This window comes from Plantactinospora sp. DSM 117369, from assembly GCF_053764795.1.
Genome location: NZ_CM132446.1, coordinates 4,549,006 through 4,575,420, shown reverse-complemented (window position 1 = coordinate 4,575,420; position 26,415 = coordinate 4,549,006). Strand labels below are relative to the sequence as shown.

General features: G+C 72.6%; 24 protein-coding genes. 8 read left to right on the top strand and 16 right to left on the bottom strand.

Annotated elements, in window-relative coordinates; all coding sequences use genetic code 11:
• The first annotated feature begins 11 nt into the window (after positions 1 to 11).
• Positions 12 to 323, top strand: a complete 312-nt coding sequence (locus ACSMXO_RS19830) for a hypothetical protein (protein WP_346257560.1) — start codon at positions 12 to 14, stop codon at positions 321 to 323.
• A 9-nt stretch (positions 324 to 332) separates the two neighbouring features.
• On the opposite strand, the gene ACSMXO_RS19825 is transcribed toward ACSMXO_RS19830, so the two are convergent.
• Positions 333 to 3,611, bottom strand: coding sequence for a BTAD domain-containing putative transcriptional regulator (locus ACSMXO_RS19825; RefSeq protein ID WP_455418887.1), 3,279 nt, complete (start codon positions 3,609 to 3,611; stop codon positions 333 to 335).
• A gap of 321 nt (positions 3,612 to 3,932) precedes the next feature.
• Between ACSMXO_RS19825 and ACSMXO_RS19820 the strand changes: the two genes are divergently transcribed.
• Positions 3,933 to 4,772: a hypothetical protein gene (locus ACSMXO_RS19820; protein WP_346257558.1), complete on the top strand. Its 840-nt coding sequence runs from the start codon at positions 3,933 to 3,935 to the stop codon at positions 4,770 to 4,772.
• Positions 4,773 to 4,904: 132 nt separating this feature from the next.
• Complete coding sequence (locus ACSMXO_RS19815; RefSeq protein WP_455418886.1) at positions 4,905 to 5,684, top strand: LLM class flavin-dependent oxidoreductase; 780 nt, start codon at positions 4,905 to 4,907, stop codon at positions 5,682 to 5,684.
• Here the strand turns inward: ACSMXO_RS19815 and ACSMXO_RS19810 are convergent.
• From ACSMXO_RS19810 to ACSMXO_RS19780, 7 genes are all read right to left on the bottom strand, one after another.
• Positions 5,649 to 6,509, bottom strand: a complete 861-nt coding sequence (locus tag ACSMXO_RS19810) for a 4'-phosphopantetheinyl transferase family protein (protein WP_346257556.1) — start codon at positions 6,507 to 6,509, stop codon at positions 5,649 to 5,651. The genes ACSMXO_RS19815 and ACSMXO_RS19810 overlap by 36 nt on opposite strands.
• 144 nt (positions 6,510 to 6,653) lie before the next feature.
• Complete coding sequence (locus ACSMXO_RS19805) at positions 6,654 to 7,340, bottom strand: L-ribulose-5-phosphate 4-epimerase (protein ID WP_346257555.1); 687 nt, start codon at positions 7,338 to 7,340, stop codon at positions 6,654 to 6,656.
• Positions 7,337 to 9,004 carry a ribulokinase gene (araB, locus tag ACSMXO_RS19800; RefSeq protein WP_455418885.1) on the bottom strand — a complete coding sequence of 556 codons (1,668 nt, stop codon included), beginning with the start codon at positions 9,002 to 9,004 and terminating at the stop codon, positions 7,337 to 7,339. The genes ACSMXO_RS19805 and araB overlap by 4 nt, the downstream gene beginning before the upstream one ends.
• 171 nt (positions 9,005 to 9,175) lie before the next feature.
• Positions 9,176 to 10,174 carry a galactofuranose ABC transporter, permease protein YjfF gene (gene yjfF / locus ACSMXO_RS19795; protein ID WP_346257553.1) on the bottom strand — a complete coding sequence of 333 codons (999 nt, stop codon included), beginning with the start codon at positions 10,172 to 10,174 and terminating at the stop codon, positions 9,176 to 9,178.
• Positions 10,171 to 11,226 carry an ABC transporter permease gene (locus ACSMXO_RS19790; protein ID WP_346257552.1) on the bottom strand — a complete coding sequence of 352 codons (1,056 nt, stop codon included), beginning with the start codon at positions 11,224 to 11,226 and terminating at the stop codon, positions 10,171 to 10,173. The genes yjfF and ACSMXO_RS19790 overlap by 4 nt, the downstream gene beginning before the upstream one ends.
• Positions 11,226 to 12,824 (bottom strand): sugar ABC transporter ATP-binding protein, encoded by a 1,599-nt coding sequence (locus tag ACSMXO_RS19785; protein WP_455418884.1) that lies wholly within the window; start codon positions 12,822 to 12,824, stop codon positions 11,226 to 11,228. Before ACSMXO_RS19785 ends, ACSMXO_RS19790 begins: the two co-directional genes overlap by 1 nt.
• A 45-nt stretch (positions 12,825 to 12,869) precedes the next feature.
• Positions 12,870 to 13,814, bottom strand: coding sequence for an ABC transporter substrate-binding protein (locus ACSMXO_RS19780; protein WP_346257599.1), 945 nt, complete (start codon positions 13,812 to 13,814; stop codon positions 12,870 to 12,872).
• 408 nt (positions 13,815 to 14,222) lie between these two features.
• Between ACSMXO_RS19780 and ACSMXO_RS19775 the strand changes: the two genes are divergently transcribed.
• Both ACSMXO_RS19775 and ACSMXO_RS19770 read left to right on the top strand, forming a co-directional pair.
• On the top strand, positions 14,223 to 15,206 hold the full coding sequence (locus ACSMXO_RS19775; protein ID WP_455419261.1) for a LacI family DNA-binding transcriptional regulator: 984 nt from the start codon (positions 14,223 to 14,225) through the stop codon (positions 15,204 to 15,206).
• 277 nt (positions 15,207 to 15,483) lie between these two features.
• Positions 15,484 to 15,831, top strand: a complete 348-nt coding sequence (locus ACSMXO_RS19770; protein WP_318401017.1) for a histone-like nucleoid-structuring protein Lsr2 — start codon at positions 15,484 to 15,486, stop codon at positions 15,829 to 15,831.
• A 141-nt stretch (positions 15,832 to 15,972) separates the two neighbouring features.
• On the opposite strand, the gene ACSMXO_RS19765 is transcribed toward ACSMXO_RS19770, so the two are convergent.
• The gene (locus ACSMXO_RS19765) at positions 15,973 to 17,253 is read right to left on the bottom strand and encodes an Ig-like domain-containing protein (protein WP_455418883.1); all 1,281 of its coding nucleotides are present in this window, start codon (positions 17,251 to 17,253) and stop codon (positions 15,973 to 15,975) included.
• A 197-nt stretch (positions 17,254 to 17,450) separates the two neighbouring features.
• Here ACSMXO_RS19765 and ACSMXO_RS19760 point away from each other — a divergent pair, with 197 nt between their 5' ends.
• Positions 17,451 to 18,059 carry a DUF1349 domain-containing protein gene (locus ACSMXO_RS19760; protein ID WP_455418882.1) on the top strand — a complete coding sequence of 203 codons (609 nt, stop codon included), beginning with the start codon at positions 17,451 to 17,453 and terminating at the stop codon, positions 18,057 to 18,059.
• Here ACSMXO_RS19760 and ACSMXO_RS19755 read toward each other — a convergent pair.
• From ACSMXO_RS19755 to ACSMXO_RS19725, 7 genes are read right to left on the bottom strand one after another with little or no spacing between them, the layout of a single operon-like run.
• Positions 18,056 to 18,850, bottom strand: a complete 795-nt coding sequence (locus ACSMXO_RS19755) for an IclR family transcriptional regulator (RefSeq protein ID WP_346257547.1) — start codon at positions 18,848 to 18,850, stop codon at positions 18,056 to 18,058. The genes ACSMXO_RS19760 and ACSMXO_RS19755 overlap by 4 nt on opposite strands.
• Positions 18,847 to 19,227 carry a 4-carboxymuconolactone decarboxylase gene (pcaC, locus tag ACSMXO_RS19750; RefSeq protein WP_346257546.1) on the bottom strand — a complete coding sequence of 127 codons (381 nt, stop codon included), beginning with the start codon at positions 19,225 to 19,227 and terminating at the stop codon, positions 18,847 to 18,849. Before pcaC ends, ACSMXO_RS19755 begins: the two co-directional genes overlap by 4 nt.
• Positions 19,220 to 20,152 (bottom strand): 3-oxoadipate enol-lactonase, encoded by a 933-nt coding sequence (gene pcaD / locus ACSMXO_RS19745; RefSeq protein WP_455418881.1) that lies wholly within the window; start codon positions 20,150 to 20,152, stop codon positions 19,220 to 19,222. Before pcaD ends, pcaC begins: the two co-directional genes overlap by 8 nt.
• Positions 20,149 to 21,600, bottom strand: a complete 1,452-nt coding sequence (gene pcaB, locus ACSMXO_RS19740; protein WP_455418880.1) for a 3-carboxy-cis,cis-muconate cycloisomerase — start codon at positions 21,598 to 21,600, stop codon at positions 20,149 to 20,151. Before pcaB ends, pcaD begins: the two co-directional genes overlap by 4 nt.
• Complete coding sequence (gene pcaG / locus ACSMXO_RS19735) at positions 21,575 to 22,237, bottom strand: protocatechuate 3,4-dioxygenase subunit alpha (protein WP_346257543.1); 663 nt, start codon at positions 22,235 to 22,237, stop codon at positions 21,575 to 21,577. Before pcaG ends, pcaB begins: the two co-directional genes overlap by 26 nt.
• Positions 22,230 to 23,015 carry a protocatechuate 3,4-dioxygenase subunit beta gene (pcaH, locus tag ACSMXO_RS19730; RefSeq protein ID WP_455418879.1) on the bottom strand — a complete coding sequence of 262 codons (786 nt, stop codon included), beginning with the start codon at positions 23,013 to 23,015 and terminating at the stop codon, positions 22,230 to 22,232. The genes pcaG and pcaH overlap by 8 nt, the downstream gene beginning before the upstream one ends.
• A gap of 13 nt (positions 23,016 to 23,028) precedes the next feature.
• Positions 23,029 to 24,213 (bottom strand): thiolase family protein, encoded by a 1,185-nt coding sequence (locus ACSMXO_RS19725; protein ID WP_455418878.1) that lies wholly within the window; start codon positions 24,211 to 24,213, stop codon positions 23,029 to 23,031.
• Between the two features lie 363 nt (positions 24,214 to 24,576).
• Between ACSMXO_RS19725 and ACSMXO_RS19720 the strand changes: the two genes are divergently transcribed.
• Positions 24,577 to 25,539, top strand: coding sequence for an ABC transporter substrate-binding protein (locus ACSMXO_RS19720; RefSeq protein ID WP_455418877.1), 963 nt, complete (start codon positions 24,577 to 24,579; stop codon positions 25,537 to 25,539).
• Positions 25,536 to 26,387 carry an ABC transporter permease gene (locus ACSMXO_RS19715; protein ID WP_455418876.1) on the top strand — a complete coding sequence of 284 codons (852 nt, stop codon included), beginning with the start codon at positions 25,536 to 25,538 and terminating at the stop codon, positions 26,385 to 26,387. The genes ACSMXO_RS19720 and ACSMXO_RS19715 overlap by 4 nt, the downstream gene beginning before the upstream one ends.
• Positions 26,388 to 26,415 lie beyond the last annotated feature (28 nt).

Below are 26,415 nucleotides of genomic sequence, written 5' to 3'. Positions count from 1 at the left end.
GGGAGTACGGCGTGAGGAACTACGACGACGACTGGACCGAGGACCAGCGCGCGCTGTACGACGAGTGCTACGAGCTGGGTGAAGCCTGGGCCGGTGACCCGGAGACCGATGCCGACGAGCTCCAGGACGTGATCAATCTCGCCGAGGCCGACGACGACGAACTGGCCGACCTCGACCTCAGCTATCCCCCGCTGGTGGACGCCGTCGCCGAGGCGACCGGTGAACAGGTGACCAGCGTGACCGCCGACCGGGACGACCCGGCTTTCCGGGGCTTCGTGGACGGTGTCCGGCAGGGCGCCGAGGAGGACGTCTTCGGGCTCTGAACCGCCGGGTCAACGCGGTAGCCGGGCCGGTACGCCGAGCACCGCCATCGCCCGCCGGTAGCGCCGGTACGCCTCGTCCGCCTCGCCGTACCGGCCGGCCGCGCTCAGCACCGAGATCAGCTCCTCGTGGGTCCGCTCGTCGTACGGGTCGATCTCCAGGGCCCGCCGCAAGTGGTGCGCCGCCTGCTCCGGGTCGCCCCGATGCCGGGCCAGTTGGGCCAGGGTCCGGACCGCCCGCAGGTAGAGCCGGCGCATCTCCTCCCGGACCGGCACCGCCCAGTCGTCGTACGGGTCGTCAGCCAGGAAGTCGCCCAGGTAACGCCGCTCGGCCAGTGCGAGTACGTCCTGCGCCGAAACCCGATCCCCGCGCTCCAACCGGCGCAGCCCGAGCAGCGCCTCGGCCTGGAAGAGCTGCACGTCGAGATCGACGTGCGTGACGTCCAGCGCGAGGCTGGCCCGCTCGGCGACCACGTACCGGTCGACCGGACCGCGCCGGTCCGGATCCAGCACCCCGCGCAGCAGCGAGAGCAGCACCGAGAGTCGATGGCCGAGCCGCTCCGGCGGCTCCCCGGGCCAGAGCAGTTCGCCGAGCCGCTCCCGGGAGACCGGTCGACCCCACCGGGCGGCCAGGATCCTGAGCAGGTCCCGGGCCTTGCGGGACTGCCAGGCCGAGGTGGGCACGGGTCGACCGTCGATGCGTACCTCGAACCGGCCGAGCGTGCGTACCGCCACCGTCCCGGCGGCGACGGCCGGTGCCGGAACCACCACCTCGACCTCGACGAGCCGGGCGGCGGCGATCTCGGCGTCGATCCGCTCCTCCACGCTGGCCCCGGGCAACCGGCCGAGCAGTACCCGGACCCGGTCCGCGTCGACTCCCGCCCCGGCCTCCCGCAGGATCGCCCCGGCTTCCACCAGCGCCTGCCGGGCCGACGACGGGTCGGCGGTGGCGGCCGCTCGTAGCCGCAGCGCCTCGGCCAGCCCGGCCCGGTCCTGGTGCAGCCGCGCGTGCTCCTCGGCCTCGGCGGCGAGCAGCACCGCCCGGGGAAGGTCCCGGTCGGCCACCGCAACCCAGCCCAGCGCGCACCGGGCCGGGCCGCCGTCCGGGCCGGGAGCCAGCCGGACGGCCCGCTCGGCGAGCGCGGTGGCGCGGGCCGGATCCGTCCCGGCGGTGACCCGGGCCAGCCCGGCCAGCGCGGGTACCAGCGCGAACACGTTCCCGGTCGGCTCGCTCACCTGCACCGCCTCCTGGTAGGCGGCCCGGGCCAGACTGTCCCGGCCGCAGAGCAGGTGCACCCGGCCGAGCCCGGCCAGCGGCACCGCCGCGTACGCCGAGCCGAGCCGGTGGTGCAGGGCCACCGAGCGCTCGTACTCGGCGACCGCCTCGGCCAGCCGCCCGAGCCGGACCAGCGCGGTGCCCCGGACCGCCAGCGCCAGCGCCAGCATCGCCGGGTACTCGGCCTCCTCGGCCAGCTCGACGGCCTCGCCCGCCACCGTCGCCGCCTCCCGATAGCGGACCGCGCCGGAGTGGGCCACCGCCAGGTTGAGCCGCGCCCAGGCGGCCAGGCCGAGATCACCCGCGGCGTCGGCCAGCCGCACTCCTTCGGCGAGCTGTCCGGCCCCGGTCGCCCGGTCACCGGCCAGCCGCGCGGTCAGGCCGGCCGCCACTGCGGCGGTCACCACCGCCTGTGCCGTACGCAACGCCGACCCGACCGGTAGGTCCGGCCCGGACGGCGGTACGGAACCGGGCGGCGGTACGGAGCCGGGCGGTGCCGGTGGCCGGGCCGCTGCCGCTTCGCCCAGCCGACCCGCGCCCGGTATGGCGGACGCCGCCGCCAACGCCCGGCGGGCCCGGTCCCGCCCCGTCGCCACGTCGCCGGAGAGCGCGTACGCGCACCCGGCCCACGCCAGCAGCAGCGCCTCGTCGGGGGTCCGGCCAGCCCCGGCGGTCGCCCGGTCGAAGACCGCGATCGCGGCCAGCGGCTCGCCCCGCAGCAGGTGGACCAGGCCGTACCGCCAGGCCAGTGCCGGGGGCAGGGCGGCGCACCGGGCGGCCTGCGACCGGTACACCTCGATCGCCGACGCGGCCGCGCCGGCCATCCGCAGCGCGTCGCCGTGCAACTGGCGCAACGGCGCCGGGCACCGGGCCGGCGGCAGCGTACCGACAGCGGCGCTGACCAGGACGGCCTCGCCGTCGGCCAGCAGCCGCGCGCCGTACCGGCGGAGCAGTCGGACGGTCGGGCCGACCCGTCCGGCCGCCAGGTAGCCGTGCAGGGCCGGTGCCGGCAGTCCGCGCCCGGCGTACCAGTCGGCCGCCCGGTCGTGCAATGCGGCGGCCCGCGCGGGCGACAGCGGGAAGTGCCGGCGCGCCGCCTCGGTCACCAGCGGAATGGCGGGATGCCCGGCGCCGTCCGGCCGCTCCGGGCCGAGGAGACCGGCGGCGGCCAACCAGCGCAGCAGGCGACCGGTGCGGCGCGGGTCGGATCCGGCGAGGAGGTCGGAATGCGCCGGGTCGACCCGGGCCGCCTGCCGGAGCACCCGGGCGGCGTCGGCGGGCAATTGCCGGAAGACCTCGCCGGCCAGGTACGCCACGGCTCCGGCAGCGGCGGCGGCAAACCCGGGCGGCCCGTCGTCCCGGTCACCGAGGTCCCGCAGCGTCTGGGCCAGCAGGTGCACCAGTACCGGCCAGCCGGCGGTGGCCCGGTGCACCGCCCGGGTCAGCGCCGGATCCGGCAGGTCGTAGCGGTCCCGCAACAGCGCGGCCACGTCCACCCGGGACAGCGCAAGGTCCACCGGCCCGAGCAGGCCCAGGTCGCCGCGGCGGAGCCCACCGCCGACCAGGGCCGCCGCGGGCGGGCGACGGGTGATCACCACCAGGCGGACCCGGTCGGGCAACCGGTACGCCGCGGCCAGCAGCGCCCGCAGCCGTGGCGGAGGCAGCGGGTCCACGCCGTCGAGCACCAGCCACCGGTCGTCGCCGGCCGGCCCGTCGGTGGACCCTGGCAGCCTGCTCAGGTCGACCTGGAGCGGCCCGCCGTCGGTACCGCAGAGCACGGGCGTCCACTCCGCCCTGGTGTACCAGCGGCTGGTGTCCGGGGCGAGCATCCGGCGTACCGCCGTGGTCTTGCCGTAGCCGGCCGCCGCCGCGACGAGGACGCAGCGCCAGCCCGACGACCATGGCGGAGGTGGCGCCGTCCCCCGGGCCGGCGGCTGGCCGGCGGTCGGCGGCCAGATCGACGGGTGGCCGGCGGGCAGCGGACGGATCGGCGGTTGCCGGGGCGGCGTACGCAACCCTGCTGCACCTCCCCCGGTAACCGGACGTGACACGGTCGGGGGCTCCGGGCGCCAGCATGTCGGCACAGAGCGGGCATATGCCAGCGAAAGTCGGAATCCCGACACGGACCCTCGGGGCGCCGGGTGCGGCCGTGGCCGCCCCGCACGGACGTCGCGCCCCGGTGACCGCCCGCCCTGATCCGGCCCTGATCGGACCCGGACCGCACCGTGACGGGTCTGACCAGGCTGGACCGTGCGCCACCGCCAGCTCAGGCGGCGGGCGACGAAGGGAGATCCGCAGCGATGGCTGTCAATAACACCAGGGTTCGGCGCGGTGTCGTGTCGACCCTTGCCCTGATCATGGTGGCGGGCGCGATCAGCGCCGCCGGTCCGGCCCGGGCGGCCGACTCCGGCACCCGGGTGGCGGCCCCGGTCCGCATCGCCGTCACCAGCGCCACGAACTCGATCGCGAGCAAGAGCGTCGTGGTCAACTGCCCGGCCGGGCAGCGGGTCTACGGTGCGGGTGGCGAGATCACCGGTGGTGGGGGCAACGTGACCCTGGACGACATCACCCCGAGTCTCACCCTGACCAACGTGCTCGTGACCGGCGTCGAGAACGGCGCCTTCGCCGGCAACTGGAACGTCACCGGCTACGCGATCTGCGGCGTCAACACGCTCAACCTGCAACGCGTGCACTTCACCAGTGCGACCAACTCGGTCAGCCCGAAGTCGGTCTTCGCCGGTTGCCCGGCCGGCCTGCGGCTCTACGGCCTCGGTGCCGAACTCAACGGTGCCGGCGGCAACGTCTTCCTCGACGATCTCACCCCGAACGCCGCACTGACCGGGGCGACGCTGACCGGGTACGAGAACGGCGCCTTCGCCGGCAACTGGAACATCACCGGGTACGCGATCTGCGGCAACGCCTCGGCCAACATGGTGCGCAGGGTCGCGACCAGCGCGGCCGGGTCGCCGGTCGCGGCGTCGGTCACCACCGCGGCCTGCCCGGCCGGTACCCGGGCACACGGGGTGGGCGCCGAACTCAACGGGGCGGTCGGCGCGGTGGTCATCGACGACCTGCGCCCCAACGTCGGCCTGCCCACCGCCACCGCGACCGGCGCCGAGAACGGCGCCTTCGCCGGCAACTGGACCGTCACGGCGTACGCGATCTGTTCGGCGTGACGCGATCCGATGGCGGACCACACCTCCGCTGCCCCCGGCCTACGGCCGGGGGCAGCGGCCCACCGCTGCGGCGCCGTCGCGCCGCTGGGCGACGGGGCAGACAGGGCGGGCGCCGACCGGTAGACCTATGGCATGCGGTACGCGATATCCCTCCCGCCCGCCGGATCGCCGGCCGACCTGATCGACGCCGCGGTCGCGGCCGACCGGACAGGCTGGCACGGCTTCTTCCTCTGGGACCACCTCGGTGCCGACGGCACGCCGGTGCACGATCCCTGGGTACTGCTCGGCGCGATCGGCGCCGCCACCGAACGGGTCCGGATCGGCGCGATGGTTACCCCGCTGGCCCGGCGGCGTCCGTGGAAGGTGGCCAAGGAGGTGATCACGCTCGACCAGCTCAGCGCGGGCCGGGCCGTGGTCGGGGTCGGCCTCGGCGTACCGGAGACCGACTTCACCGGATTCGGCGAGTCGGCCGACCCGCGGGCCAGGGCGGCCGCACTGGACGAGGCACTGGTGGTGTTGGACGGGCTGCTGCGCGGCGGCGAGGTGGCACACGACGGTCCACTGTTCCGGGTCCGGGCCCGGCTCGGCCCGGACACCGTGCAGCGACCCCGGCCGCCGATCTGGGTCGCCGCGACCTGGCCGCACCGGCGCCCGCTCGACCGGGCCGCCCGGTACGACGGGGTGTTCGCGCTCGGCCCCGACGCGGTCGGCGGGCTGACCCCGGCGCAGGTGGTCGAGGTGCGCGCCGTACTCGGGCCGGACCGGGACATCGTGGTGCCGCACGATCCGGCGGTGCCGGTCGAGGAGTACGCCGCCGCCGGGGTCACCTGGTTGGTGGTCGGCCCGGAGAGCCCGGACGGTGACTGGCTCGCCCGGCTACGCCGGCAGATCGAGGCCGGTCCACCGGTCTGATCCGGCACCCGCCGCACCCGGTGCGGCCGGGCCGGCCGCCAGCGCCGCCGGGAACTCCGCCCGGCTGATCCGGACCGGCAGGCTGGAGAGCACCGCGACAGCGGCGGTGTAGTCCGGACCGGCGTCGAGGTCGTGCAGTTGCACCGGGCCGTCGAGGGGACGCTCGGCGGCCCAGTCGACCAGCCGGGCCGGCTCGTCCGGCGGCGTCAGCGTGATCCGGTTCATCGGTACGGCCAGCCCGTGCCCGGTCGCCTTCAGCAGCGCCTCCTTGCGGGCCCAGTACCCGAAGAACGCCCGTCGGGCGGACTCCGCCGGCTGCTCGGTCCACCAGCGCAGTTCGGCCGGCGACAGCACGCTACCGCTCAACGCGGCCACGTCGGTACCGTCGGTCAGCTCCTGCACGTCCAGGCCGACCGGGTCGGTGGCCACCGCGACGGCGACCCACTGGCCGGAGTGGGTGAGTGAGAAGTCGAGTTTGGTGGCGGGACGGTCGACCACCGGCTTGCCGTGCCCGGCGCCGCAGTGCCGGCAGTGCCGGGAGAAGCCGAGCTGCCCGGCCGGCACACCGAGGTAGTGCCCGAGCAGCATCCGCACCCCGACATGGGCGGCCTGGTAGCGGTCCCGGTCGGCGATCCGCCGGAACCGGGCGTGCCGCTCCCGCTCCTCGTCGTCGAGCACGTCGAGCCCGGCCCAGTGCGCCGGACCGATCGGCAGCCGCCACACCTGGCACTCCCCCGGCACCGGCGGCACCGGGACGCCCGCCCCGGCAGGCGTCGGGGCGACCGCCCCGGGCAGGTCGTCGGACGGGCGACGGGATCCGGTCAACAGGCACCACCAGGGGTCGCGGGTGGACGGCGGGCACGGGCGCGCCCGCCCGGGGAACATTCTGGCGCGAGCATGCCAGTCCGGCGGCCGGCGCACCAGCCCGGGGCGGGCGCGACCGCCCCGGACTCCGCCGCCGCCCGGACGTCAACGCTGACCGTAGACCCCCTGGTAGCGCTCGTAGAGGGCGTCGATGTGCCGGGGCTCGATCGGCACCAGCGGGCCGCCGGCCCGGGCGATGTGCACGGTACGCGCGACGTCCTCGCACATCACCGCCGCCTTCACCGCCGCCTTGGCGCTGGCCCCGATGGTGAAGACCCCGTGGTTGCGCATCAGCACCGCCGGTGAGCGGTGTCCCTCCAGGGTGGCGACGATGCCCTTGCCGATGTCGTCGCCGCCGATCAGCGCGAACGGGCCGACCGGGATCTCCCCGCCGAACTCGTCGGCCATGGCGGTGAGCACGCACGGGATCGCCTCGTCCCGGGCCGCCCAGGCGGTGGCGTACGGGCTGTGCGTGTGCACCACCCCGTTGACCCGCGGCATGTGCCGGTAGACGTACGCGTGCGCGTCGGTGTCGCTCGACGGCGAGTGGTTGCCGTCGACGACGTCCCCGTCCAGGGTCGTCACCACCATCGACTCCGGAGTGAGGTCGTCGTACGACACCCCACTGGGCTTGATCACCATCAGGTCGGCGCCCGGCACCCGGGCGCTGACGTTGCCGCTGGTCCAGGTGACCAGCTCCCAGCGGGTGAGCTGTTCGTGCAGCCGGCACACCTCCTGACGGATCCGGGCGACGGCGTCGCTGATCGTGCCGGTGAGTCCGCCGCTGGTCATCGGCGCGCCTCCTCGCGTAGCGCGTGCAGCCGGTGCAGCACGTCGTTGCCGCCCCGGCCGAAGTAGTCGTGCAGCCGCTCGTACTCGGCGTAGAGCCGGTCGTACACGTCGGCGCTGGCCGGGTCGGGCTGGTAGACGCCCCGCCGGACCTTGCCCATCGCGGCGGCCGCGGCGGTGATGTCCGGGTACGCCCCGGCGGCCACCGCGGCGTGGATCGCCGAGCCCAGCGCGGGCCCCTGGTCGGAGTCGATCACCGACAGCGGCCGGCGCAGCACGTCGGCGTAGACCTGCATCAGGAAGGCGTTCTTGAGCAGGCCGCCAGCGACGATGAACTCGGTCACCGGCACCCCGGCGTCGACGAAGGCGGCGACGATGGTTCGGGTCCCGAAGGCGGTCGCCTCGATCAGGGCGCGGTACTGGTCCTCCGGCCGGGTGGCCAGGGTCTGCCCGACGATCACTCCGGAGAGGTCGTGGTCGACCAGCACCGAGCGGTTGCCGTTGTGCCAGTCCAGGGCGACCAGACCGTGCTGGCCGGGGCGCTGCGCGGCAGCCAACTCGGTCAGGTACTCGTGCACCCCGATCCCCCGCCGGGCCGCCTCCTCGGCGTAGCCGGCCGGTACGCAGTGCTCGACGAACCAGCCGAAGATGTCCCCGACGCCGCTCTGTCCGGCCTCGTAGCCGAGCCGGCCGGGCACGATGCCGTCCTGCACCACGCCGCACATCCCGGGCACCTCGGCGAGGGTGTCGGCGACCATCACGTGGCAGGTCGAGGTGCCCATGATGGCCAGCAACTGGCCGGGCTCGACGGCGTTCGCGGCGGCGGCGGTGACGTGCGCGTCGACGTTGCCGACCGCGACCGCGATCCCGGCCGGCAGCCCGGTGGCGGCCGCCGCCTCGGGGGTCAGCCGGCCGGCCAGCCCGCCGAGCGGGGCGAGCGGGTGGGCGAGCCTGGTCTCGACGAAGTCGGCGAAGTCGGGGTGCAGTGCGGCGAGGTAGTCCCGGGACGGGTACTGCCCGTCCTGGTGGATGCCCTTGTAGCCGGCGGTGCAGACGTTGCGGGTCTCCTCGCCGCAGAGCTGCCAGATGATCCAGTCGGCCGCCTCGATCCACCGCTCGGTCCGGGCGTAGACCTCGGGATCCTCGGTGAGCACCTGGAGGGCCTTGGCGAACTGCCACTCCGCGGAGATCCGGCCGCCGTACCGGGGCAGCCACGGCTCGCCGCGCTGCTCGGCCAGGTCGTTGATCCGGTCGGCGTGCCGCTGCGCGGCGTGGTGCTTCCACAGCTTCGGGTACGCGTGCGGCCGGTCGGCGAGCCCGGGGACCTCGTTCAGCGGGGTGCCGTCGGCGAGGGTCGGCAGCACGGTGCAGGCGGTGAAGTCGGTACCGATCCCGATCACCGCCTCCGGGGCCACCGAGGCGGCCGAGAGCGCCTTGGGCACCGCCTCACGCAGCACCGACCGCCAGTCCTCCGGCATCTGCAAGGCCCAGCCGCCGGGCAGTTGGGCCCCGGTCTCCGGCAGCCGGTCGTCGATCACCCCGTGCTGGTACTCGTGCACCGCCGAGCCGAGTTCGGCGCCGTCCGAGACCCGGACCACCACCGCCCGGCCGGAGAGCGTGCCGAAGTCGACACCCACCACGTACCGGTCCGCACCGTTAGCGCTCACTCGTGTCCCTCCTGGACGTTCCCTGTTCTCCCTCACCGGCCGCCCGCGCCCGGTGGACCGGCTCGCTGCGCCCCACCGGAGCCCCCGCTACCCGCCAGCCAACCATGGTGTTAGCGCTACCACCAGGCCGGGTCCGGTCGGCCGGCGCCCGCCGGGCCGGGCGGGTCACACCTACGTCTGCCGCCGGGTCACGGTGCGCTGCAGCACGATGAACACGAACAGCAACACACCGATCACGATCTTGGTCCACCAGGAGCTGAGATCGCCCTGGAAGGTGACGATGGTCTGGATGAGCCCCAGCACCAGCACCCCGAGCACCGTGCCGACCAGGTAACCCGAGCCGCCGGTCAGCAGCGTGCCGCCGATCACCACGGCGGCGATCGCGTCGAGTTCCAGGCCGACCGCGTGCCCGTTGTTGCCGGAGAGCATGTAGAAGCTGAGTAGCAGCCCGCCGAGCGCCGAGCAGAACCCGCTGATCGTGTAGACCGCGATCCGGGTACGCCCGACCGGCAGGCCCATCAGCAGCGCCGACTGCGGGTTGCCGCCGATCGCGTACGTGTTGCGGCCCAGCCGGGTGTAGCCGAGCACGTAGATGCCGATCGCCACCACCACCAGCGCGATCACCACGCTGATGGAGATGAAGAAGCCGCCGAACCGGATCCGTTGCTGGGCGACCGAGGTCCAGAACGGATCGTCGATGGTGATCGACGAGGTGCTGATCGTGTAGCAGAGCCCACGGGCCAGGAACATGCCGGCCAGGGTGACGATGAACGGCTGGATCTCGAAGTAGTGGATGATGCAGCCCATCGCGAAGCCGAGCAGGGCGCCGAGCAACAGCACCAGCGGAAGCACCAGATAAGGCGACCAGCCCCGCTCCTCCAGCAGCGAGGCGGAGAGCATCGTGGTCAACGCCACCACCGAACCGACCGAGAGGTCGATGCCACCGGTCAGGATCACGAACGTCATGCCGACCGCGACCACCAGCAGGAACGCGTTGTCGACGAAGACGTTCAGCACCACCTGGGTGTCGGAGAAGCCCTCGTAGCGCAGCACCCCGGCGCTGTACATCAGGATCAGCAGGGCGGAGGTGGCCAGCAGCGGAAGGTACTTCTGCTGCGGCCGCAGCATCCGCGCCCGCCCGTTCGGCACGGTACCCGGAACGGCGGTCATGCCGGCACCTCCACCTTCGGTTGCGACTCGCGCTCCGGAGCGGGTGGCAGTGGTGGTCTCCGGCGCCGGCCGAAGACCTTGGCCCGGAAGGCTGGCGACTGGAGCAGGCAGACGATCGTCACGACCAGCGCCTTGAACAGCAGGGTGGTCTCCGGCGGGATGCCGATGGTGTAGATCGTGGTGGTGAGGGTCTGAATGATCAACGCGCCCAGCACCGTACCGCCGAGGGAGAACCGGCCACCGGCCAGTGACGTACCGCCGATCACCACCGCCAGGATGGCGTCCAGCTCGATCCAGAGGCCGGCGTTGTTGCCGTCCGCGCTGGAGACGTTCGAGCTGATCATCAAACCGGCGACCCCGGCGCAGAAGGCGGCGAAGACGTACCCGGTGAAGATGATCCGGCGGGCGTGGATGCCGGCCAGCCGGCTCGCCTCGGCGTTGCCGCCCACCGACTCGATCAGCAGGCCGAGCGCGGTACGCCGGGTGAGCAGCAACGCCAGCCCGAAGACCAGCAGCGCGACCAGGATCGAGAACGGCACGGTCAGCCAGTAGCCGCCGCCGATCAACTTGTACGGCGAACTGTTGATCGTGATGATCTGCCCGTCGGTGATGAGTTGGGCCAGCCCCCGGCCCGCGACCATCAGGATCAGGGTGGCGATGATCGGCTGGATGCCGAACTGGGCGACCAGCAGGCCGTTCCAGGCACCGAGCAGCAGGGCCAGCCCGAGGGCGAGTCCGACTGCGGCCAGCACGCCGAGCACGCTGTTCTGGTCACCCAGCTCGCTGATCCGCAGGCAGGCCAGCGCGCCGCAGATGGCCACGACCGAGCCGACCGAGAGGTCGATGCCGCCGGTGGCGATCACCAGGGTCATGCCGAGCGAGACCAGGATCAGTGGCGCCCCGAACCGCACGATGTCGACCAGGCTGCCGTACAGGTGCCCCTGGCGGACGTCGACGGCGAAGAAGTCTGGGGTGAAGAACAGGTTGCTGACGAGCAGGACCACCAGGGTCAGCACCGGCCAGAAGAACCGGTGCCGTACGAGGTTGGCCATCACACCTCCTCCCGGACGACGGTCACGTCCGGATCGTGCGGTTGGCCAGCCTCGTCCGGTGGCGCCGAACCGTGGCCACTGGCGATGATCGCCATGATCCGGTCGGCGGTCACCTCGTCGTCGTTGGCCAGTTCGTCGACCATCCGCCGGTCCCGCAGGACGGCGATCTTGTGGCTGAGCCGGAGCACCTCCTCCAGCTCGGCGGAGATGAAGAGCACCGCCATCCCGCCGTCGGAGAGCGTGACCACCAGCCGCTGGATCTCGGCCTTGGCGCCGACGTCGATGCCCCGGGTCGGCTCGTCCAGGATCAGCAGCCGCGGTTCGGTGATCAGCCAGCGGGCCAGCAGCACCTTCTGCTGGTTGCCGCCGCTGAGCTGACCGACCAGCGCCTCCGGGTTGGCCGGTACGATGCGCAGCGCCTTGACGTACTTGTCGACCAGTTCGTCCTGCCGGCGCCGGGGCAGCGGACGGGACCAGCCCCGGGCGGCCTGGAGGGCCAGGATGATGTTCTCCCGGACGGTGAGGTCGGCGACCAGCCCCTCGGTGCGCCGGTTCTCGGAGCAGAAGGCGATGTCCCGGGCCATCGCGGTGCGCGGGCCGCGCATGGCCACCGGTTCGCCGTCCACCTTGAGTTCTCCGGCGTCGGCCCGGTCCGCGCCGAAGAGCAACCGGGCCACTTCGGTACGCCCGGAGCCGAGCAGCCCGGCCAGCCCGACCACCTCGCCGCGGTGGATGGACAGGCTGAACGGGGCGACCGCGCCGCCCCGGCCGAGCCCGGCCGCCTCGACCACCGGCTGACCCCGCTCCAGGACGGCCAGCGAGCGCCGGGGCTGCTCCTCCAACTCCTCCAGCGCCGCGAGTTCCTTGCCGATCATCGCGCTGACCAGGTCGAGCTGGCTCAGCTCCCGGGTGGCGTACTCGCCGACCCGGCGACCGTTGCGCAGCACGGTCATCCGGTCGGAGATCTCGTAGACCTGGTCGAGGAAGTGGCTGACGAACAGGATCGCCATGCCCTCCCCCTTGAGTTGGCGCATCACCCGGAAGAGCTGCCCGACCTCGTCGGCGTCCAGGCTGGAGGTCGGCTCGTCCAGGATCAGCACCTTGGCGGAGATGTCGATGGCCCGGGCGATCGCGACCATCTGCTGCACCGCCAGGGAGAGGCTGCCGAGCGGGGCCGTGACGTCGATGTCCAGCCCCAGCCCGTCGAGCAGCCGCCGGGAACGACGCCGCAGCTCGCTCCAGTGGATGGCGCCGAAGCGGCGCGGTTCCCGGCCGATGTGGATGTTCTCCGCGACGGAGAGGTTGGCGCAGAGGTTGACCTCCTGGTAGACGGTGCTGACCCCGGCCTGCTGCGCCTGCAACGGGCCGGCGAAGCGGACCGGGGTGCCGTCGAGGACTATCTCGCCCTCGTCCACGTCGTACACCCCGGTCAGCACCTTGATCAGTGTCGACTTCCCGGCGCCGTTCTCACCCATCAGCGCATGCACCTCGCCGGGGAAGAGCCGGAAGTCGACCTCGTCGAGTGCCCGTACGCCGGGGAACCGTTTGCCGATGCCGGCCATGGTCAGGATCGCCCGGGGCTCCCCCGACGTCTCCATCCGCCCTCCTCCGTCCGTCGCGTCGTCGCGGTGCGGGATCCTCGGCTAGTACTGCCGGCTCGGCAGCGCGGCCTTGGCCTGCTCCTGGGTGAAGGTGGTCTCCTCGGTGACCACCCGATCCGGCACGGTCTCACCGGCGACGACCTTCTTCACCAGGTCCATCAGCTGTGGGCCGAGCAGCGGGCTGCACTCGACGATGAAGTTGATCTTGCCGTCGGCGAGCGCCTGCATGCCGTCCTTCACCGCGTCGACAGTGATGATCTTGATGTCGACACCCGGCTTCAGGCCGGCGCCCTCGATCGCCTCGATCGCACCGAGACCCATGTCGTCGTTGTGCGCGTAGAGCACATCGATGTCCTTGTGCGCCTTGAGGAACGCGTCCATGACCTCCTTGCCCTTGGCCCGGGTGAACTCGCCGGTCTGCGAGGCGATCACCTTGAACTTCGGGTCCGCCTTGATGACGTCGGCGAAGCCGGACTTGCGGTCGTTGGCCGGCGCCGATCCGGTGCTGCCCTGCAACTCCACGATGTTCACCGGCTCGGTCTTGCCCTGGTATTCGGCGACCAGCCACTCACCGGCCTTCTTCCCCTCAAGTACGAAGTCGGACCCGATGAAGGTCTTGTACAGCGTCTTGTCCGGGGAGTCGATCGCCCGGTCGGTCAGGATGACCGGGATCTTGGCGTCCTTCGCCTCGCGGAGCACGGTGTCCCAACCGGACTCCACCACCGGCGAGAAGGCGATCACGTCGACCTTCTGGGTGATGTACGACCGGATCGCCTTGATCTGGTTCTCCTGCTTCTGCTGCGCGTCGGAGAACTGGAGGTCGATCCCGGCCTCCTTGGCGGAGTCCTGGATGGACTTGGTGTTCGCGGTACGCCAACCGCTCTCGGCGCCCACCTGGGCGAAGCCCAGCGTGATCTTGCCATCGTCGTTTCCGGAGCCGCTGCCCGCGCCGCCGTCGCCTCCGCAGGCGGCCAACGCGGTCACCATCAGTCCGCCGAGTACAACGGCGGAGATCTTTTTCAGCACCGTTTCCTCCTCGCCTGGGAACATCGTTGTCTGTCGTAGTTACCGTTCACACGCAAGACCGACCGGCACCCCTCGCCACCACCTGCGCGATGCCGGAGTTTGCTGGATTCGGCCCAGTCTGCCACGGAGAACGCCGACCTTCAGGGCACGCCGGACGATCCACAGGGCTTCCTGTTTCGTGAGTGTTAACGTTCTCATGCCGGCCGTCAAGGGGTACTTCCGGCGACGGTATGGATCCGTGATGCTGGACGTCGCCGGACCTCCACCGCCAGACGGCCGGCCGAGACGAAGGAGCGGCCGTTGACAGCTGACCGTATCGACGCCGGTGACCAGCCCGGCGGCCCGCCGCCCCGTACCCGGGGCTCGGTGATGCGCGACGTCGCGCGCCTGGCCGGGGTCTCCCACCAGACCGTCTCACGGGTCCTCAACGACCATCCGAACGTCCGGCCGGAGACCCGCGACCGGGTGCTCGCGGCGATGCGGGCACTGAACTACCGGCGCAACTCGGCGGCCCGCACCCTGGTCACCCGCCGGTCCCGCACCCTGGGACTGATCGCCTACGAGACCACGCTCTTCGGCCCGGCCTCCACTCTGTACGGCCTCGAACAGGCCGCCCGGGCCGCCGGCTACTTCGTCAGCGTGGCGAGCGTACGGGCGCTGGACCGGGAGTCGGTGCTGGACGCGGTCGACCGGCTCTGCGAACAGTCCGTGGAGGGGATCGTGGCGATCGCCCCGCAGAGCAGTGTGGGCACCGCGCTGGCCCAGGCACCGGCCGGGCTGGCCGTGGTCGGGGTGGGTGGCGGCGGCGAACACGTGCCGATGGTCTGCATCGACAACGCCACCGGCGCCGCGATGGCGACCCGGCACCTGCTCGGACTCGGCCATACCACCGTGCAACACATCGCCGGCCCGCCCGACTGGCCGGAGGCGCGGGACCGGACCGACGGCTGGCGGGCGGCGCTGCACGCCGCCGGCGCCCCGGTGCCCGCACCCCGAACCGGTGACTGGAGTGCCCGGGCGGGCTACGAGCACGGCCGACTACTCGCCACCGATCCGACGGTCACCGCGATCTTCTGCGGCAGCGACCAGATCGCCCTGGGCGCGCTGCGGGCGCTGCACGAGGCCGGCCGCCGGGTGCCGCAGGAGGTCAGCGTGGTGGGCTTCGACGACGTACCGGAGTCGAGCTACTTCCTGCCGCCGCTCACCACGATCCGGCAGGACTTCGCCGAACTCGGCCGGCGCAGCCTGGAACTGCTGATCGAACAACTCGAAAGCGGCGTCCGGACCAACCGCCGGATCTCGTTGACTCCCCGGTTCGTCGCCCGGACGAGTTCCGGACCGGCGCCCGGCTGAGCGGCGCGCCGGCAGCGCCGGCACCCGGAATGCGTACGGCCGGATTAATCGACATAGCGCGCCCGGCCCGCAATGACAGGGCTCCCACCTGCCGCGACGGTGCTCCACCGGTATACCACGGAAGCCTTCCCGGGCGGGATACCGCGCGCGTCACGCCAGAACTGAAGTCCCGGCGGTCGCCGCCGACGCGCGAGAAATAGCCAATGTCTTGCAGAATTGGCATGCGATCAGTCAAACTCGACTCCTAGCAATAAATGTTCACGAGGAGTAATCGACCATGGCGAAGCAGGTAATCACACTTCTGACCGACGACCTCGACGGCGGCGAGGCCGACCGCACTGTCGAGTTCGGCCTGGACGGCGTCAACTACACGATTGACCTGTCGGATAAGAACGCCGGCAAGCTCCGGAAGGCGCTGGACGTTTACATCCACGCGGGCAGCCGGGTTGGACGCGGCTCGGTCGAAAGCCGTCGGTCGGGTCGGCGTGGCGCCGCCACGAGCCCGACGCGAAGTGACCGCGACCTGAACCGCGCCATCCGGGAATGGGCCGTGCAGAACGGCTACGAGGTTTCCGAGCGGGGTCGGATTCCGTCGAACGTGGTGCAGGCGTACAACAGCCGGTGAGCGGGCGGGGCCGGGTGCGGCGTCCCGATTCCCGCCGGTACGCCCGGCCGGAATGGGCACCGACCCGGCCACCCGCCGGAACGTCGGGTGCCACCGACGACGACCGTCGTCGGTGGCGCCCGGGTTGCTGCCTCGGCCGGATTACCGGCCGCCGCTGCTCGACGACGGGGTCGGCGACGCGGGCGGCTTGTCGGCGGCCGGCGGTCCACCGTTCGCCGGTCCCCCCGGAGCCGGTGACGCCGGCTTGAGGTCGGCGGGGACCGGCAGGGCGCTGCCCTTGACGAACTCGTCCCAGCTCACGTTCCAGGCGGTCCAGCCGTTGCCCTGGTCGAGGGTGACCTCGGTACCTTTGATCGTCACCAGGTCACCGATCCTGGTCGTCTCCATCAGCCACTCCGCGTTCTCGTCCGACACGTTCGTGCAGCCGTGCGAGACGTTCCGTTCCCCCTGCTCGCCAACGGACCACGGGGCCGCGTGGATGAACTCGCCACCCCAGGTCAGTCGCTGCGCGTTGGAGACGGTGACCACATAGGGGTCCGGGGAACCCGTGGTGTCGAAGACCGTCGACTCGTGCTTCTCCATGATCACCATCTTGCCGCTCGACGTCGGCGTGCTGCTCTTGCCGAGGCTGACCGGGATCTTCTTGACCAGCACGTCGTCCTTGAACACCGACATCTGCTTGGTGGCGTTGTCGATCTCCAGGAAGACCCGGTTGCCGATCTTCGCGGTACCGGAGCGGTCGGTGTCGCCGAAGCTCCCCCCACCCATCGGTACCCCGTCCAGCGCGGCCCGGACGGTGACCGTCGTCCCCGGGCGCCAGAAGTCGGGAGCGCGGTAGGAGACCTGCCGGCCGTTCTCGTCCCACGACCAGACGCCCGGCTGCGGCGGGTCGGTGCTGACCAGCAGCCGTCGCTGGATCCCGGCACGGGCGTCCTTCGGGACGTCGGAGTCGAATGACACCGTTATGGGCATCGCCACGCCGTAGGTCTGGTCACTCTGCAGATTAAGGTTGGTCACGGTCCGCTTAGCCGGCTTGTCCATGGTGCTGAAGGTCGTCTTCTGGGTGACCGCCTTCCCGGCGTCATTCTTGGCGGTTACCTCGGCGGTGTAGGTCTGCTTGTTCGCCAACGCCTTGCTCGGCATCCAGCTCGTACCATCGGCGCGCATCGCGCCATCGACCCGGGTGCCAGCGGCATCGGTCACGACCACGTTGGCGACCTTCCCGTCCGTCACCGCCGTACCGATCTCGACGCTCGTCGGCAGATCCCGGCTATCCGGTGCGGGGGTAATCGCCAGCTTCGGTGGTGGCGGTGCCGGCCGACCGACCCGCTCAAACGGATTGCCCGTACAGCCCGCCAGAACCAGTGGTATGGCGGGCATCACGAGCATCACCAACAACACCGCTCGACGCCTCAGTACCATGCTCCCCCCACCCCATTCCCTCCGCTCCTGTCCCGAGACTTTCGCCCTGGATGGTCACGCCGCGTCGCGGCGAGAACCGCCATTACCCGGGGAATCGCCGCTCAACCAAGGGGTAAACCCCGGCGGAGCGGTGGTTTTCCCGCCGACCCGCGCCCGCCCGGGCCCACCAGGTGGGTGGTTTCTGGCATCCTGCTCGGATGCAGCAGATCGACCTCGGCTTACCGACACCGCTGGACTGGGAGATCGCGCCGCCCGACTGGGCACGCGACGGCATCACCGGGCTCACCGTCAGCGCACCGGCCCAGACCGACCTCTTCGTCGACCCGGCCGGCGGCGAGCCCGTGCTCTCCGCTCCCCGGTTGCTGACCGCGGCGCCCGAGGGCGACTTCCAGTTCTCGGCCCGGGTCAGGGTCGGCTTCGCCGACAGCTACGACGCCGGCTGCCTACTGCTCTACTCCGGGCCCCGGCACTGGGCCAAACTCGCGTACGAGCGCTCACCGCAGGGCGCCGCCATGGTGGTGTCGGTGATCAGCCGCGACGTCTCCGACGACGCCAACGGATTCGTGGTCGACGACGCCGCCCCGCTCTGGCTGCGGATCTCCCGACTCGGCCCGGCCTGGGCGTTCCACGCCAGCACCGACGGGACGTGGTGGGAGTTCGTCCGGCATTTCCGGCTCGACCCGGCAGCGACACCGCTGCGGTTCGGCCTCTCAACGCAGTCACCGACCGGCGCCGGCTGCCCGGTCTGGTTCGACCAGATCAGCTTCTCCGCCACCCGCCTGGCCGACCTGCGGGACGGCCGCTAGCGCAGTTGACCGCCCCGCAGGTCCTCCTCGATCCGCTTCGCGGTGGCGAGCAGCGGCGGCAGCAGTTCCTTGCGGATCACCTCGGAGCTGCCCCGGCTGGCGTGTGCGGAGACGTTCAGCGCCGCGATCACCGCGCCGTCGGCGTCCCGGATCGGCGCCGCCAGGGACCGCAGCCCCTCCTCCAGTTCCTGGTCGACGATCGCGTAGCCCTGGTTGCAGATCCGGTTCAGGATCGTCCGCAACCGCGCCGGATCGGTGACCGTACGCCGGGTGAGCGGGCGCAGCTCGGCGGTGTCGAGGTAGTTGTCGAGCCACTGTGCCGGCTGGGCGGCCAGCAGTACCCGCCCCATCGAGGTGGCGTACGCCGGGAAACGGGTGCCGACGCTGATCGCCACCGTCATGATCCGTTTGGTCGGCACCCGCGCCACGTAGACCACCTCGTCGGCGTCGAGCACCGACATCGAGCAGGATTCGTGTACCTCGGCGACCAGGCTCTCCATGTGCGGCTGGGCCACCTCGGGCAGGCTCAGGCTGGACAGGTAGGCGTACCCGAGTTCGAGGATGCGGGCGCGCAGCGAGAAGAGCCGCCCGTCGGTACGCATGTAACCCAGCTCGACCAGGGTGAGCAGGAAGCGTCGGGCCGCCGCCCGGGTCAGTCCGGTCGCCCGGGCCACCTCGCTCAGGGTCAGCTGCGGATGGTCGGCGTCGAACGCCCGGATGACCGCGAGTCCCCGCTCCAACGACTGGACGAATTCACCGGTCCGGGCCGTCTCCTCGGTCACCTCGGTCACCCGTCCTCCTGCCGCAGAGTCTCCTGGGCGACCTTGAATGCCCGGTTCGCCGCTGGAACGCCAGCGTAGACGCTCACCTGGAGCAGGACCTCGCGGACCTCCTCCCGGGTCAGCCCGTTGCGCAGCGCGGCCCGGACGTGCATCGCCAGCTCCTCGTCGTGGTGCAGGGTGGCCAGCACGGCCAGGGTGATGCAACTGCGGGTGCGCCGGTCCAGCTCCGGCCGGGTCCAGATCTCGCCCCAGGCGTACCGGGTGATCAGGTCCTGGAAGTCCGCGGTGAACTCGTCGGTGCCGGCGACGGCGCGGTCCACATGCGCGTCGCCGAGCACCTCGCGCCGGACCGCCATGCCGGCCGCGTGCCGGTCCCGGTCATCCATCCGCCCGCTCCTTCCACCCGCTCCGCCCCGGCTGCTCGACCCCGCTCCGGTCCGCCCCGCTCCGGTCCGCCCCGGTCGGGTCCGACGCGGTCGGCACCGTTTCGACCGCGTCGGCACCGGTCGACGCGATCCCGGTCGGCATGGCCCCGGCCGGGTCGGCTCCGCCGCCGAGGTGGTCGAGGATCAGCCGGCCGACCCGGTCCGGCTGCTCCACATTGGCCAGATGGGCGGCGTCGCCGACCACCCGCAGCCCGGCGCCGGGAATCCGGTCGGCCAACACCCGGGCGTGCGCGATCGGAGTCGCCGGATCGTTCGCGCCCGCGACCACCAGGGTCGGCGCGGTGATCCGGGCCAGGTCGTCGCGCAGGTCCATCTCGGCGATCGCCTCGCAGCAGCCGGCGTACCCCTCGGCCGGAGTCGCGGTGAGCATCGACCGGTACGCGGCGACCACCTCCGGCCGGCTCGCGGCGAAACCTCTGGTGAACCAGCGCCCCACGACCGTGTCGGCGACCGCCTCGACCCCGCCGGACCGGGTCGCGGCGGCCCGGTCCCGCCAGCCCTGGGCCGGGCCGAGCCGGGCCGAGGTGCAGAGCAGCACCAAACGGTCGATCCGGTCGGACGCGTTGGCGGCGAGCCACATCCCGACCATCCCGCCGAGGGAGAGTCCGGCGTACGACACCCGGGGCAGGTCGAGGTCGTCCAGCAGCCGGAGGACGGCGTGCCCGAGATCCGCGATCGTGTACGGGCCGGCCGGTACGTCGGAGTCGCCGTGCCCGAGGTGGTCGTACCGGACCACCCGGTGCTGCCGGGTCAGCGCCGGCAACTGCGGCTGCCACATCGCCCCGGAGGTGCCGAGCGAGCTGCCGAGGACCAGCACCGGCGCGGCGGCCGGCCCGTCGACGCAGGCGTGCAGCCGGGATGTCATGTCGAATTCTCCGATTTCCGGTCCACCCCGGACGCCCGGTAATCCCGGAGCGCCCGGTCCACGAAGGTGCCGGCCGAGCCGAGCCAGTTGGTCGGGTCGAGCGCCTGGTCCAGCTCCCGCTCGGCGAGGTGGGTCCGGACGGTCGGGTCGGCCAGCAGCGCGGCCTTGAAGTCCGGTGCGGTGACGGCCCGGGCCACCACGTCGTGCGCGTCGGCCCGGCCGAGCGCCGGGGCGAGCCGGGCGGCGACCGCCTCGGCGAGTACCCGGCCGCCGAGCGCGTCGAGGTTGTGCCGCATCCGCTCCGGGTGCACGTCGAGCCGGGACAGCAGCCGGGCGGTCCGGGCGGCCGCCCCGCCGGCCAGCCGGAGCAGGTCGAGCAGCGGCTCCCACTCGGCGTGCCAGCCGCCGGTGGCCCGCTCGTGCTCCTGGACGGCGGTGGCGAAGAGCGTGCCGACCAGGTGCGGCCCGCGCCGGGCGGCCGCGCCGAGCAGCACGGCGTCCACCGGGTTGCGCTTGTGCGGCATCGCCGACGAGCCGCCCCGGCCCGAGCCGCCGCCCTCGGCGACCTCGGCCAGCTCGGTCTGGGCGAGCAGCCCGACGTCCAGGCCGACCTTGCCGGCGGCGGCGAGCAGGCTGCCGAGCGCGGCGGCCAGGTCGAGCAGCGGTTGCCGCCGGGTGTGCCAGGGCAGCCGGGGCGCGGCGAGGCCGAGCCGGGCGGCGAGCCGGGCGGTCACCTCCGGTCCGGCCGGACCCAGCGCGGCGAGCGTGCCGACCGCCCCGCCGAGCTGTGCCGGCAGCCCGGATCGGGCGGCGGCCAGCCGGGTCCGGGCGTCCAGCAGGGCGAGCAGCCAGCCTGCGGCCTTCAGCCCGAAGGTGGTGGGCGCGGCGGCCTGGCCGAGGGTACGGGCCAGCAGCACGGTGTCCCGGTGCCGGTCGGCGAGCCCGGCGGCGGCGTCGAGTGCGGCGTCGAGCTGGCGCAGCAGCGGCTCGCCGGCCCGGTTGGCGAGCAGGACCAGTCCGGTGTCCAGCACGTCCTGGCTGGTCGCGCCGTGGTGTACCCAGGGCCGGGCGGCGGCCGGTACCGCCTCGGTGAGCTGGCGGACCAGCGGCACCACCGGGTTGCCGGCGGCGTCGGCCCCCTCGGCGAGCGCGGCGAGGTCGAACCGGTCCGGATGGCAGCACCGCGCGATCGCCTCCGCCGCCGGCTCCGGCACGACGCCGCACTCGGCGCCGGCCTCGGCGAGCGTCCGCTCCACGTCGAGCAGCGCGGTCAGCAGTGCCCGGTCGGTGAGTTCGGCGTCCACCTCGGCGGCGCCGGAGAGCCCGCTGAGCAGCCCGCCGCGCGCCCAGGTCACCGAGCCGCTGCCGGCGACGGGCGCCCCGATCGCCGAGCCGCTGCCGGCGCCGTGCGTCGGCCCCGGCTCAGACCGCGAAGAAGACGGTTTCATCCGGACCCTGAAGGTGGATGTCGAAGCAAAGCCCGTCCGGGGCCGGCCGGGCCACCAGGGTGGCGCGGCGGGCCGGGTCGATCGTGCCGAGCACCGGGTCGGCGGCGTTCGCCGCTTCCTCGTCCGGGAAGTAGAGCCGGGTCACCAGCCGGTGCAGCAGGCCACGCGCGAAGATCGACAGGTTCAGGTGCGGTGCCTCGGTCTCGCCGTCCGGGCCGGGCAGGGCGCCGGGCTTGAGGGTACGGATCTCGTACCGGCCGTCGGCGTCGGTGGCGCTGCGGCCGAAGCCCCGGAATCCGGGCACTGCCGGCGGCCGGGCTCCCCGGGGATCGTCCGGATGGTCGAACCGGCCGTCCGGGTCCGCCTGCCACGTCTCCACCAGCGCGTCCGGCACCACCGCCCCGGCGCCGTCGAAGACCTGGCCGCGGATCCAGATCGCTCCCGGGGTACCCTCCGGCACCACGTCCGGGCCGTCCGGCCAGAGCAGGCCGATGTGCAGGTACGGCCCCACCGTCTGCGCGGGTGTCGAGCCGAGCGGCGGCGCCGGGGCGAGTGCTGCCGTGGCGGCCGGCGCCGCAGTGGTGTCGACGGCCGGGCCGGTGCCGAAGGTCGGGGTCAGGTCGGTGTGCTCAGTCATCGTCGTCGCCGTCCTCGAAGGGTGTGGCCTCCCGGCCGCGCAGCACCAGGTCGAACTCGAAGCCGAGCGCCCACTCCGGCTCGGTCACCGAGTGGTCGTACCGGGAGATCAGCCGTTCCCGGGCCAGCGGGTCGCGGACCGAGTTGAAGACCGGGTCCTGGAAGAAGAGCGGATCGCCGGGGAAGTACATCTGGGTGACCAGCCGCTGGGTGAACGCCTGGCCGAAGAGGGAGAAGTGGATGTGCGCCGGCCGCCAGGCGTTCGGGTGGTTCCGCCAGGGATAGGCGCCCGGTTGCACGGTGACGAACCGGTAGTGCCCGTCGGCGTCGGTCAGCGTCCGACCCACCCCGGTGAAGTTGGGATCGATCGGTGCCGGCCAGTTGTCGCCCGCGTGCCGGTAGCGCCCAGCGGCGTTCGGCTGCCAGATCTCCACCAGGGTGTGCGGCACCGGACGGCCGTTGCCGTCCAGCACCCGGCCGTGCACGATGATCCGCTGGCCCAGCGGCTCCCCGGCGTGCTGCCGGGTCAGGTCGTGGTCCAGCTCGCCGAGCCGGCCCTCGCCGAGCAGCGGCCCGGTGACCTCGGTCAGCCGCTGCGGCAGCAGGGCGAGCGGCTGCCGCGGGGCGCGCAGGTTGGTGGAGCCGTAGTCCGGGAAGAGCATCGGCGGGTGGGTGTCCGGGTCGTCGTGCCGGTAGCGGGGCAGTACCAGCCCGCCGGGGCTGGTCGGCCCGCCCGCCGGCAGCTCGGGCTCGGCGGAACGGATGTGCTCGGTGGTCATGGCCGTCCTCCCGTCAGGCTTCCAGTACGACGGCCAGGCCCTGGCCGACGCCGATGCAGATGGCGGCAAGGCCAAGCCCACCACCGCGGCGGTGCAGTTGCCAGGCCAGCGAGCCGAGGATGCGCGATCCGGAGGAACCGAGCGGGTGGCCGAGGGCGATCGCCCCGCCCTGCGGGTTCACGATCTCGGGGTCGAGTTCCTTCCACTGCGCCAGGCAGGCCAGCGACTGGGCCGCGAACGCCTCGTTCAGCTCCACCACCGCCAGGTCCGACCAGCCGACGCCGGCCCGGCGCAGTGCCTCCTCGGCGGCGCGTACCGGGCCGATGCCGAACAGTTGCGGCTCGATGCCGACGACCGCGCGGGAGACGATCCGGGCCAGCGGGGTCCGGCCGGCCGCCTCGGCACCGGCCCGGTCGGCGAGCAGCAGGGCACTCGCCCCGTCGTTGAGCGGGGAGGAGTTGCCGGCGGTGACCGTGCCGTCGGGCCGGAACACCGGCTTGAGCCGGGCCAGCGCCTCGGTGCTGGTACCCGGGCGCATGCTCTCGTCGGTCTCCACCTCGGTGCCGGGTACCGCGCTGACCTCGTCGGCGTACGCCCCGTCGGCCCACGCCCGCGCGGCGAGCCGCTGACTGCGTACCGCGAAGGCGTCCTGCTCGTCGCGGGAGATGCCGTACCGCTCGGCGAGGATCTCGGTGCACTCGCCGAGCGAGGCGGTCCACTCGGCCGGCATCGCCGGGTTGACCATCCGCCAGCCGAGGGTGGTGGAGTGCAGGGTCTCGTGCCCGCGCGGGTAGCCGGATTCGGGCTTGGGCAGCACCCAGGGGGCCCGGGTCATCGACTCGACGCCACCGGCGACGCAGATCGAGGCGTCGCCGACCGCGATCGCCCGGGCCGCCCCGATCACCGCCTCCAGGCCGGAGCCGCAGAGCCGGTTGACGGTCGCGCCGGGCACCGTCGGCGGGAGCCCGGCGAGCAGTACGGCCATCCGCGCCACGTCCCGGTTCTCCTCGCCGGCGCCGTTGGCGTTGCCGAGCAGTACGTCGTCGATCCGGGCCGGGTCGAGGTCGGGGCTGCGCCGGGTCACCTCCCGCAGCACGTGCGCGGCGAGGTCGTCGGGGCGTACCCCGGCGAGGCCGCCGCCGTACCGCCCGATCGGGGTCCGTACGGCGTCGAGGACGTAGACGTCGTTGGTCACCATGTCTCCTTACTGCCGCCGATCGCCGGGCCGACCCGACGCTACCGGCGGCGGGACGGCGGGTCGTCAGGTGCCCCTCGTCGCGTCCGGTCCACCAATCACCACACGTTCGATATGCGGACTCCCGTGCTTATGACGAACGTAATCCCCGGGCCACGATCCGTCAACGAGGTCCCGGTGCCGCTCGGCGCACCGCTCGGCGACGTTGCGGAGAAGTTGTGGGGCGCTTGTTGACGTGAACTCGGTCACTGTGCCAACGTTCCAAATGAGAACATTCGTTCGGCTAGCGACCACCACCACCCCCGAGGCTCCGCCGTGAGCCATTCAGCCCGGTCCCGACAGGACCGCCGGACGCCGGGAGACCCGATGCGCCGTCTCGCCGCCACCACCACCGCCCTCGCCGCCCTCCTCGCCGTCGCGGCCTGCGGCTCCTCCTCCGACGATTCACCCGGGGACGGCTCCGGCGGCGTGGACAGGGTGAAGGTCGGGGCGATCCCCATCGTCGACGTCGCCCCGCTGCACCTGGGCAACAGCAAGGGCTTCTTCAAGGAGCAGAACATCGAGGTCGAGGTGGTCAACACCACCGGCGGCTCCATCGCGGTGACCGGCGTGGTGAGCGGGCAGTTCGACTTCGCCTTCGGCAACGTCGTCTCGCTGATCACCGCCCGCTCGCAGAAGATCCCGGTCAAGGCGATCACGGTGGGGAACTCCTCCACCGGAAAGCCCGGCGCCGACTTCGGCGGCGTCGTGGTGCCGCCGGACAGCCCGATCACCGACGCGGCCGGCCTGGCCGGCAAGAACATCGCGATCAACAACCTGAACAACATCACCGACACCACCACCCGGGCGTCGATCCGCAAGGCCGGCGGCGACCCGTCGAACATCAAGTGGACCGAGTTGCCGTTCCCGGAGATGCCGGCCGCGGTGCTGGGCAAGCGGGTCGATGCGGCGATGGTCGTCGAGCCGTTCTTCACCATCGCGCAGAACCAGGGCGCCCGGGTCGTCGCCTACAACTTCGCCGAGGCCATCCCGAACATGACGGTGGCGGCGTACTTCTCGACCGAGCAGACCATCAACCAGAAGGCCGACCTGACCAAGCGGTTCAAGGCCGCGATGGACAAGTCCCTGAAGTACGCCCAGGAGCACCCGGACGAGGCGCGCCAGGTGTTGCAGACGTACACCCAGATCGACCCGGCGGTGGCCGCGAAGATCACCCTGCCGGCCTGGCCCGCCGAGATCAACCGTGCCTCGGTGCAGACCCTGGCGGACCTGATGCTGAGCGACGGGCTGATCAAGGAGAAGGTCGACGTCTCGGAACTGCTCCCGTGACCCCAGCCGCCACCGTACCGCCGCCCGCCGCGACCGCACCGGCCCCGGCCGGCCGGTCCGGCGGCACCGGTCGGCCGCGCGGCGACACCGCCCTGCTCGGACTGCTCGGCTTCGCCGCCTTCCTGCTCGTCCTGGAGGCGGTGCCCCGGCTCGGGCTGGTCTCGGCGAACTACCTGCCGCCGACCAGCGAGATCGCGGTCGCCCTCGGCGAACTGCTCGGCGAGTCCCGGTTCTGGGCGGCGGTCACCGACACGCTGCGCGGCTGGTTCCTCGGCCTGGCGATCGCGGTCGCGCTCGGCGTTGTCGTCGGCTTCGTCCTCGGCACCGTACCGGTGCTGCGCGAGTTCACCGCCTCGACCGTCGAGTTCCTCCGGCCGATCCCCTCGGTCGCGCTGATCCCGCTCGCCGTGCTGCTCTTCGGCACCGACCTGCGCTCCGTGCTGCTGCTGGTGGTCTACGCGGCGTTCTGGCAGGTGCTCGTCCAGGTGCTCTACGGCGTCCGGGACGTCGATCCGGTCGCCCGGGACACCGCGTACACCTTCGGGCTGGGCCGGTGGGCCCGGATCCGGCACCTGCTCTGGCCGACCGCGCTGCCGTACCTGCTGACCGGGGTCCGGCTCGCCGCCGCCGTGGCGCTGATCCTGGCCATCACCGCCGAGCTGATCATCGGGGCGCCAGGGCTGGGCAACGAGATCAACCGGGCCCAGTCCGGCGGCGCGGTCGACTCGATGTACGCCCTGATCATCGTCACCGGCCTGCTCGGGGTGGCGGTCAACGTACTGGCCCGGCAACTCGAACGCGCGGTGCTCTCCTGGCACCCCTCGGTACGCGGCGAGGGCACCCGGTGAACGGTGGCGCGTTCGGACGACAGCGACC

Coding starts and splice junctions, on each gene's coding strand:
- ACSMXO_RS19775 (WP_455419261.1), top strand. CDS start 14,223: ATGCGCGACGTCGCGCGCCTGGCCGGGGTCTCCCACCAGACCGTCTCA.
- ACSMXO_RS19770 (WP_318401017.1), top strand. CDS start 15,484: ATGGCGAAGCAGGTAATCACACTTCTGACCGACGACCTCGACGGCGGC.
- ACSMXO_RS19720 (WP_455418877.1), top strand. CDS start 24,577: ATGCGCCGTCTCGCCGCCACCACCACCGCCCTCGCCGCCCTCCTCGCC.
- pcaD (WP_455418881.1), bottom strand. CDS start 20,152: ATGACATCCCGGCTGCACGCCTGCGTCGACGGGCCGGCCGCCGCGCCG.
- ACSMXO_RS19760 (WP_455418882.1), top strand. CDS start 17,451: ATGCAGCAGATCGACCTCGGCTTACCGACACCGCTGGACTGGGAGATC.
- ACSMXO_RS19815 (WP_455418886.1), top strand. CDS start 4,905: ATGCGGTACGCGATATCCCTCCCGCCCGCCGGATCGCCGGCCGACCTG.
- ACSMXO_RS19785 (WP_455418884.1), bottom strand. CDS start 12,824: ATGGAGACGTCGGGGGAGCCCCGGGCGATCCTGACCATGGCCGGCATC.
- ACSMXO_RS19765 (WP_455418883.1), bottom strand. CDS start 17,253: ATGGTACTGAGGCGTCGAGCGGTGTTGTTGGTGATGCTCGTGATGCCC.
- yjfF (WP_346257553.1), bottom strand. CDS start 10,174: ATGACCGCCGTTCCGGGTACCGTGCCGAACGGGCGGGCGCGGATGCTG.
- pcaB (WP_455418880.1), bottom strand. CDS start 21,600: ATGAAACCGTCTTCTTCGCGGTCTGAGCCGGGGCCGACGCACGGCGCC.
- ACSMXO_RS19725 (WP_455418878.1), bottom strand. CDS start 24,213: ATGGTGACCAACGACGTCTACGTCCTCGACGCCGTACGGACCCCGATC.
- pcaH (WP_455418879.1), bottom strand. CDS start 23,015: ATGACCACCGAGCACATCCGTTCCGCCGAGCCCGAGCTGCCGGCGGGC.
- ACSMXO_RS19805 (WP_346257555.1), bottom strand. CDS start 7,340: ATGACCAGCGGCGGACTCACCGGCACGATCAGCGACGCCGTCGCCCGG.
- pcaC (WP_346257546.1), bottom strand. CDS start 19,227: ATGGATGACCGGGACCGGCACGCGGCCGGCATGGCGGTCCGGCGCGAG.
- ACSMXO_RS19780 (WP_346257599.1), bottom strand. CDS start 13,814: ATGGTGACCGCGTTGGCCGCCTGCGGAGGCGACGGCGGCGCGGGCAGC.
- ACSMXO_RS19790 (WP_346257552.1), bottom strand. CDS start 11,226: ATGGCCAACCTCGTACGGCACCGGTTCTTCTGGCCGGTGCTGACCCTG.
- pcaG (WP_346257543.1), bottom strand. CDS start 22,237: ATGACTGAGCACACCGACCTGACCCCGACCTTCGGCACCGGCCCGGCC.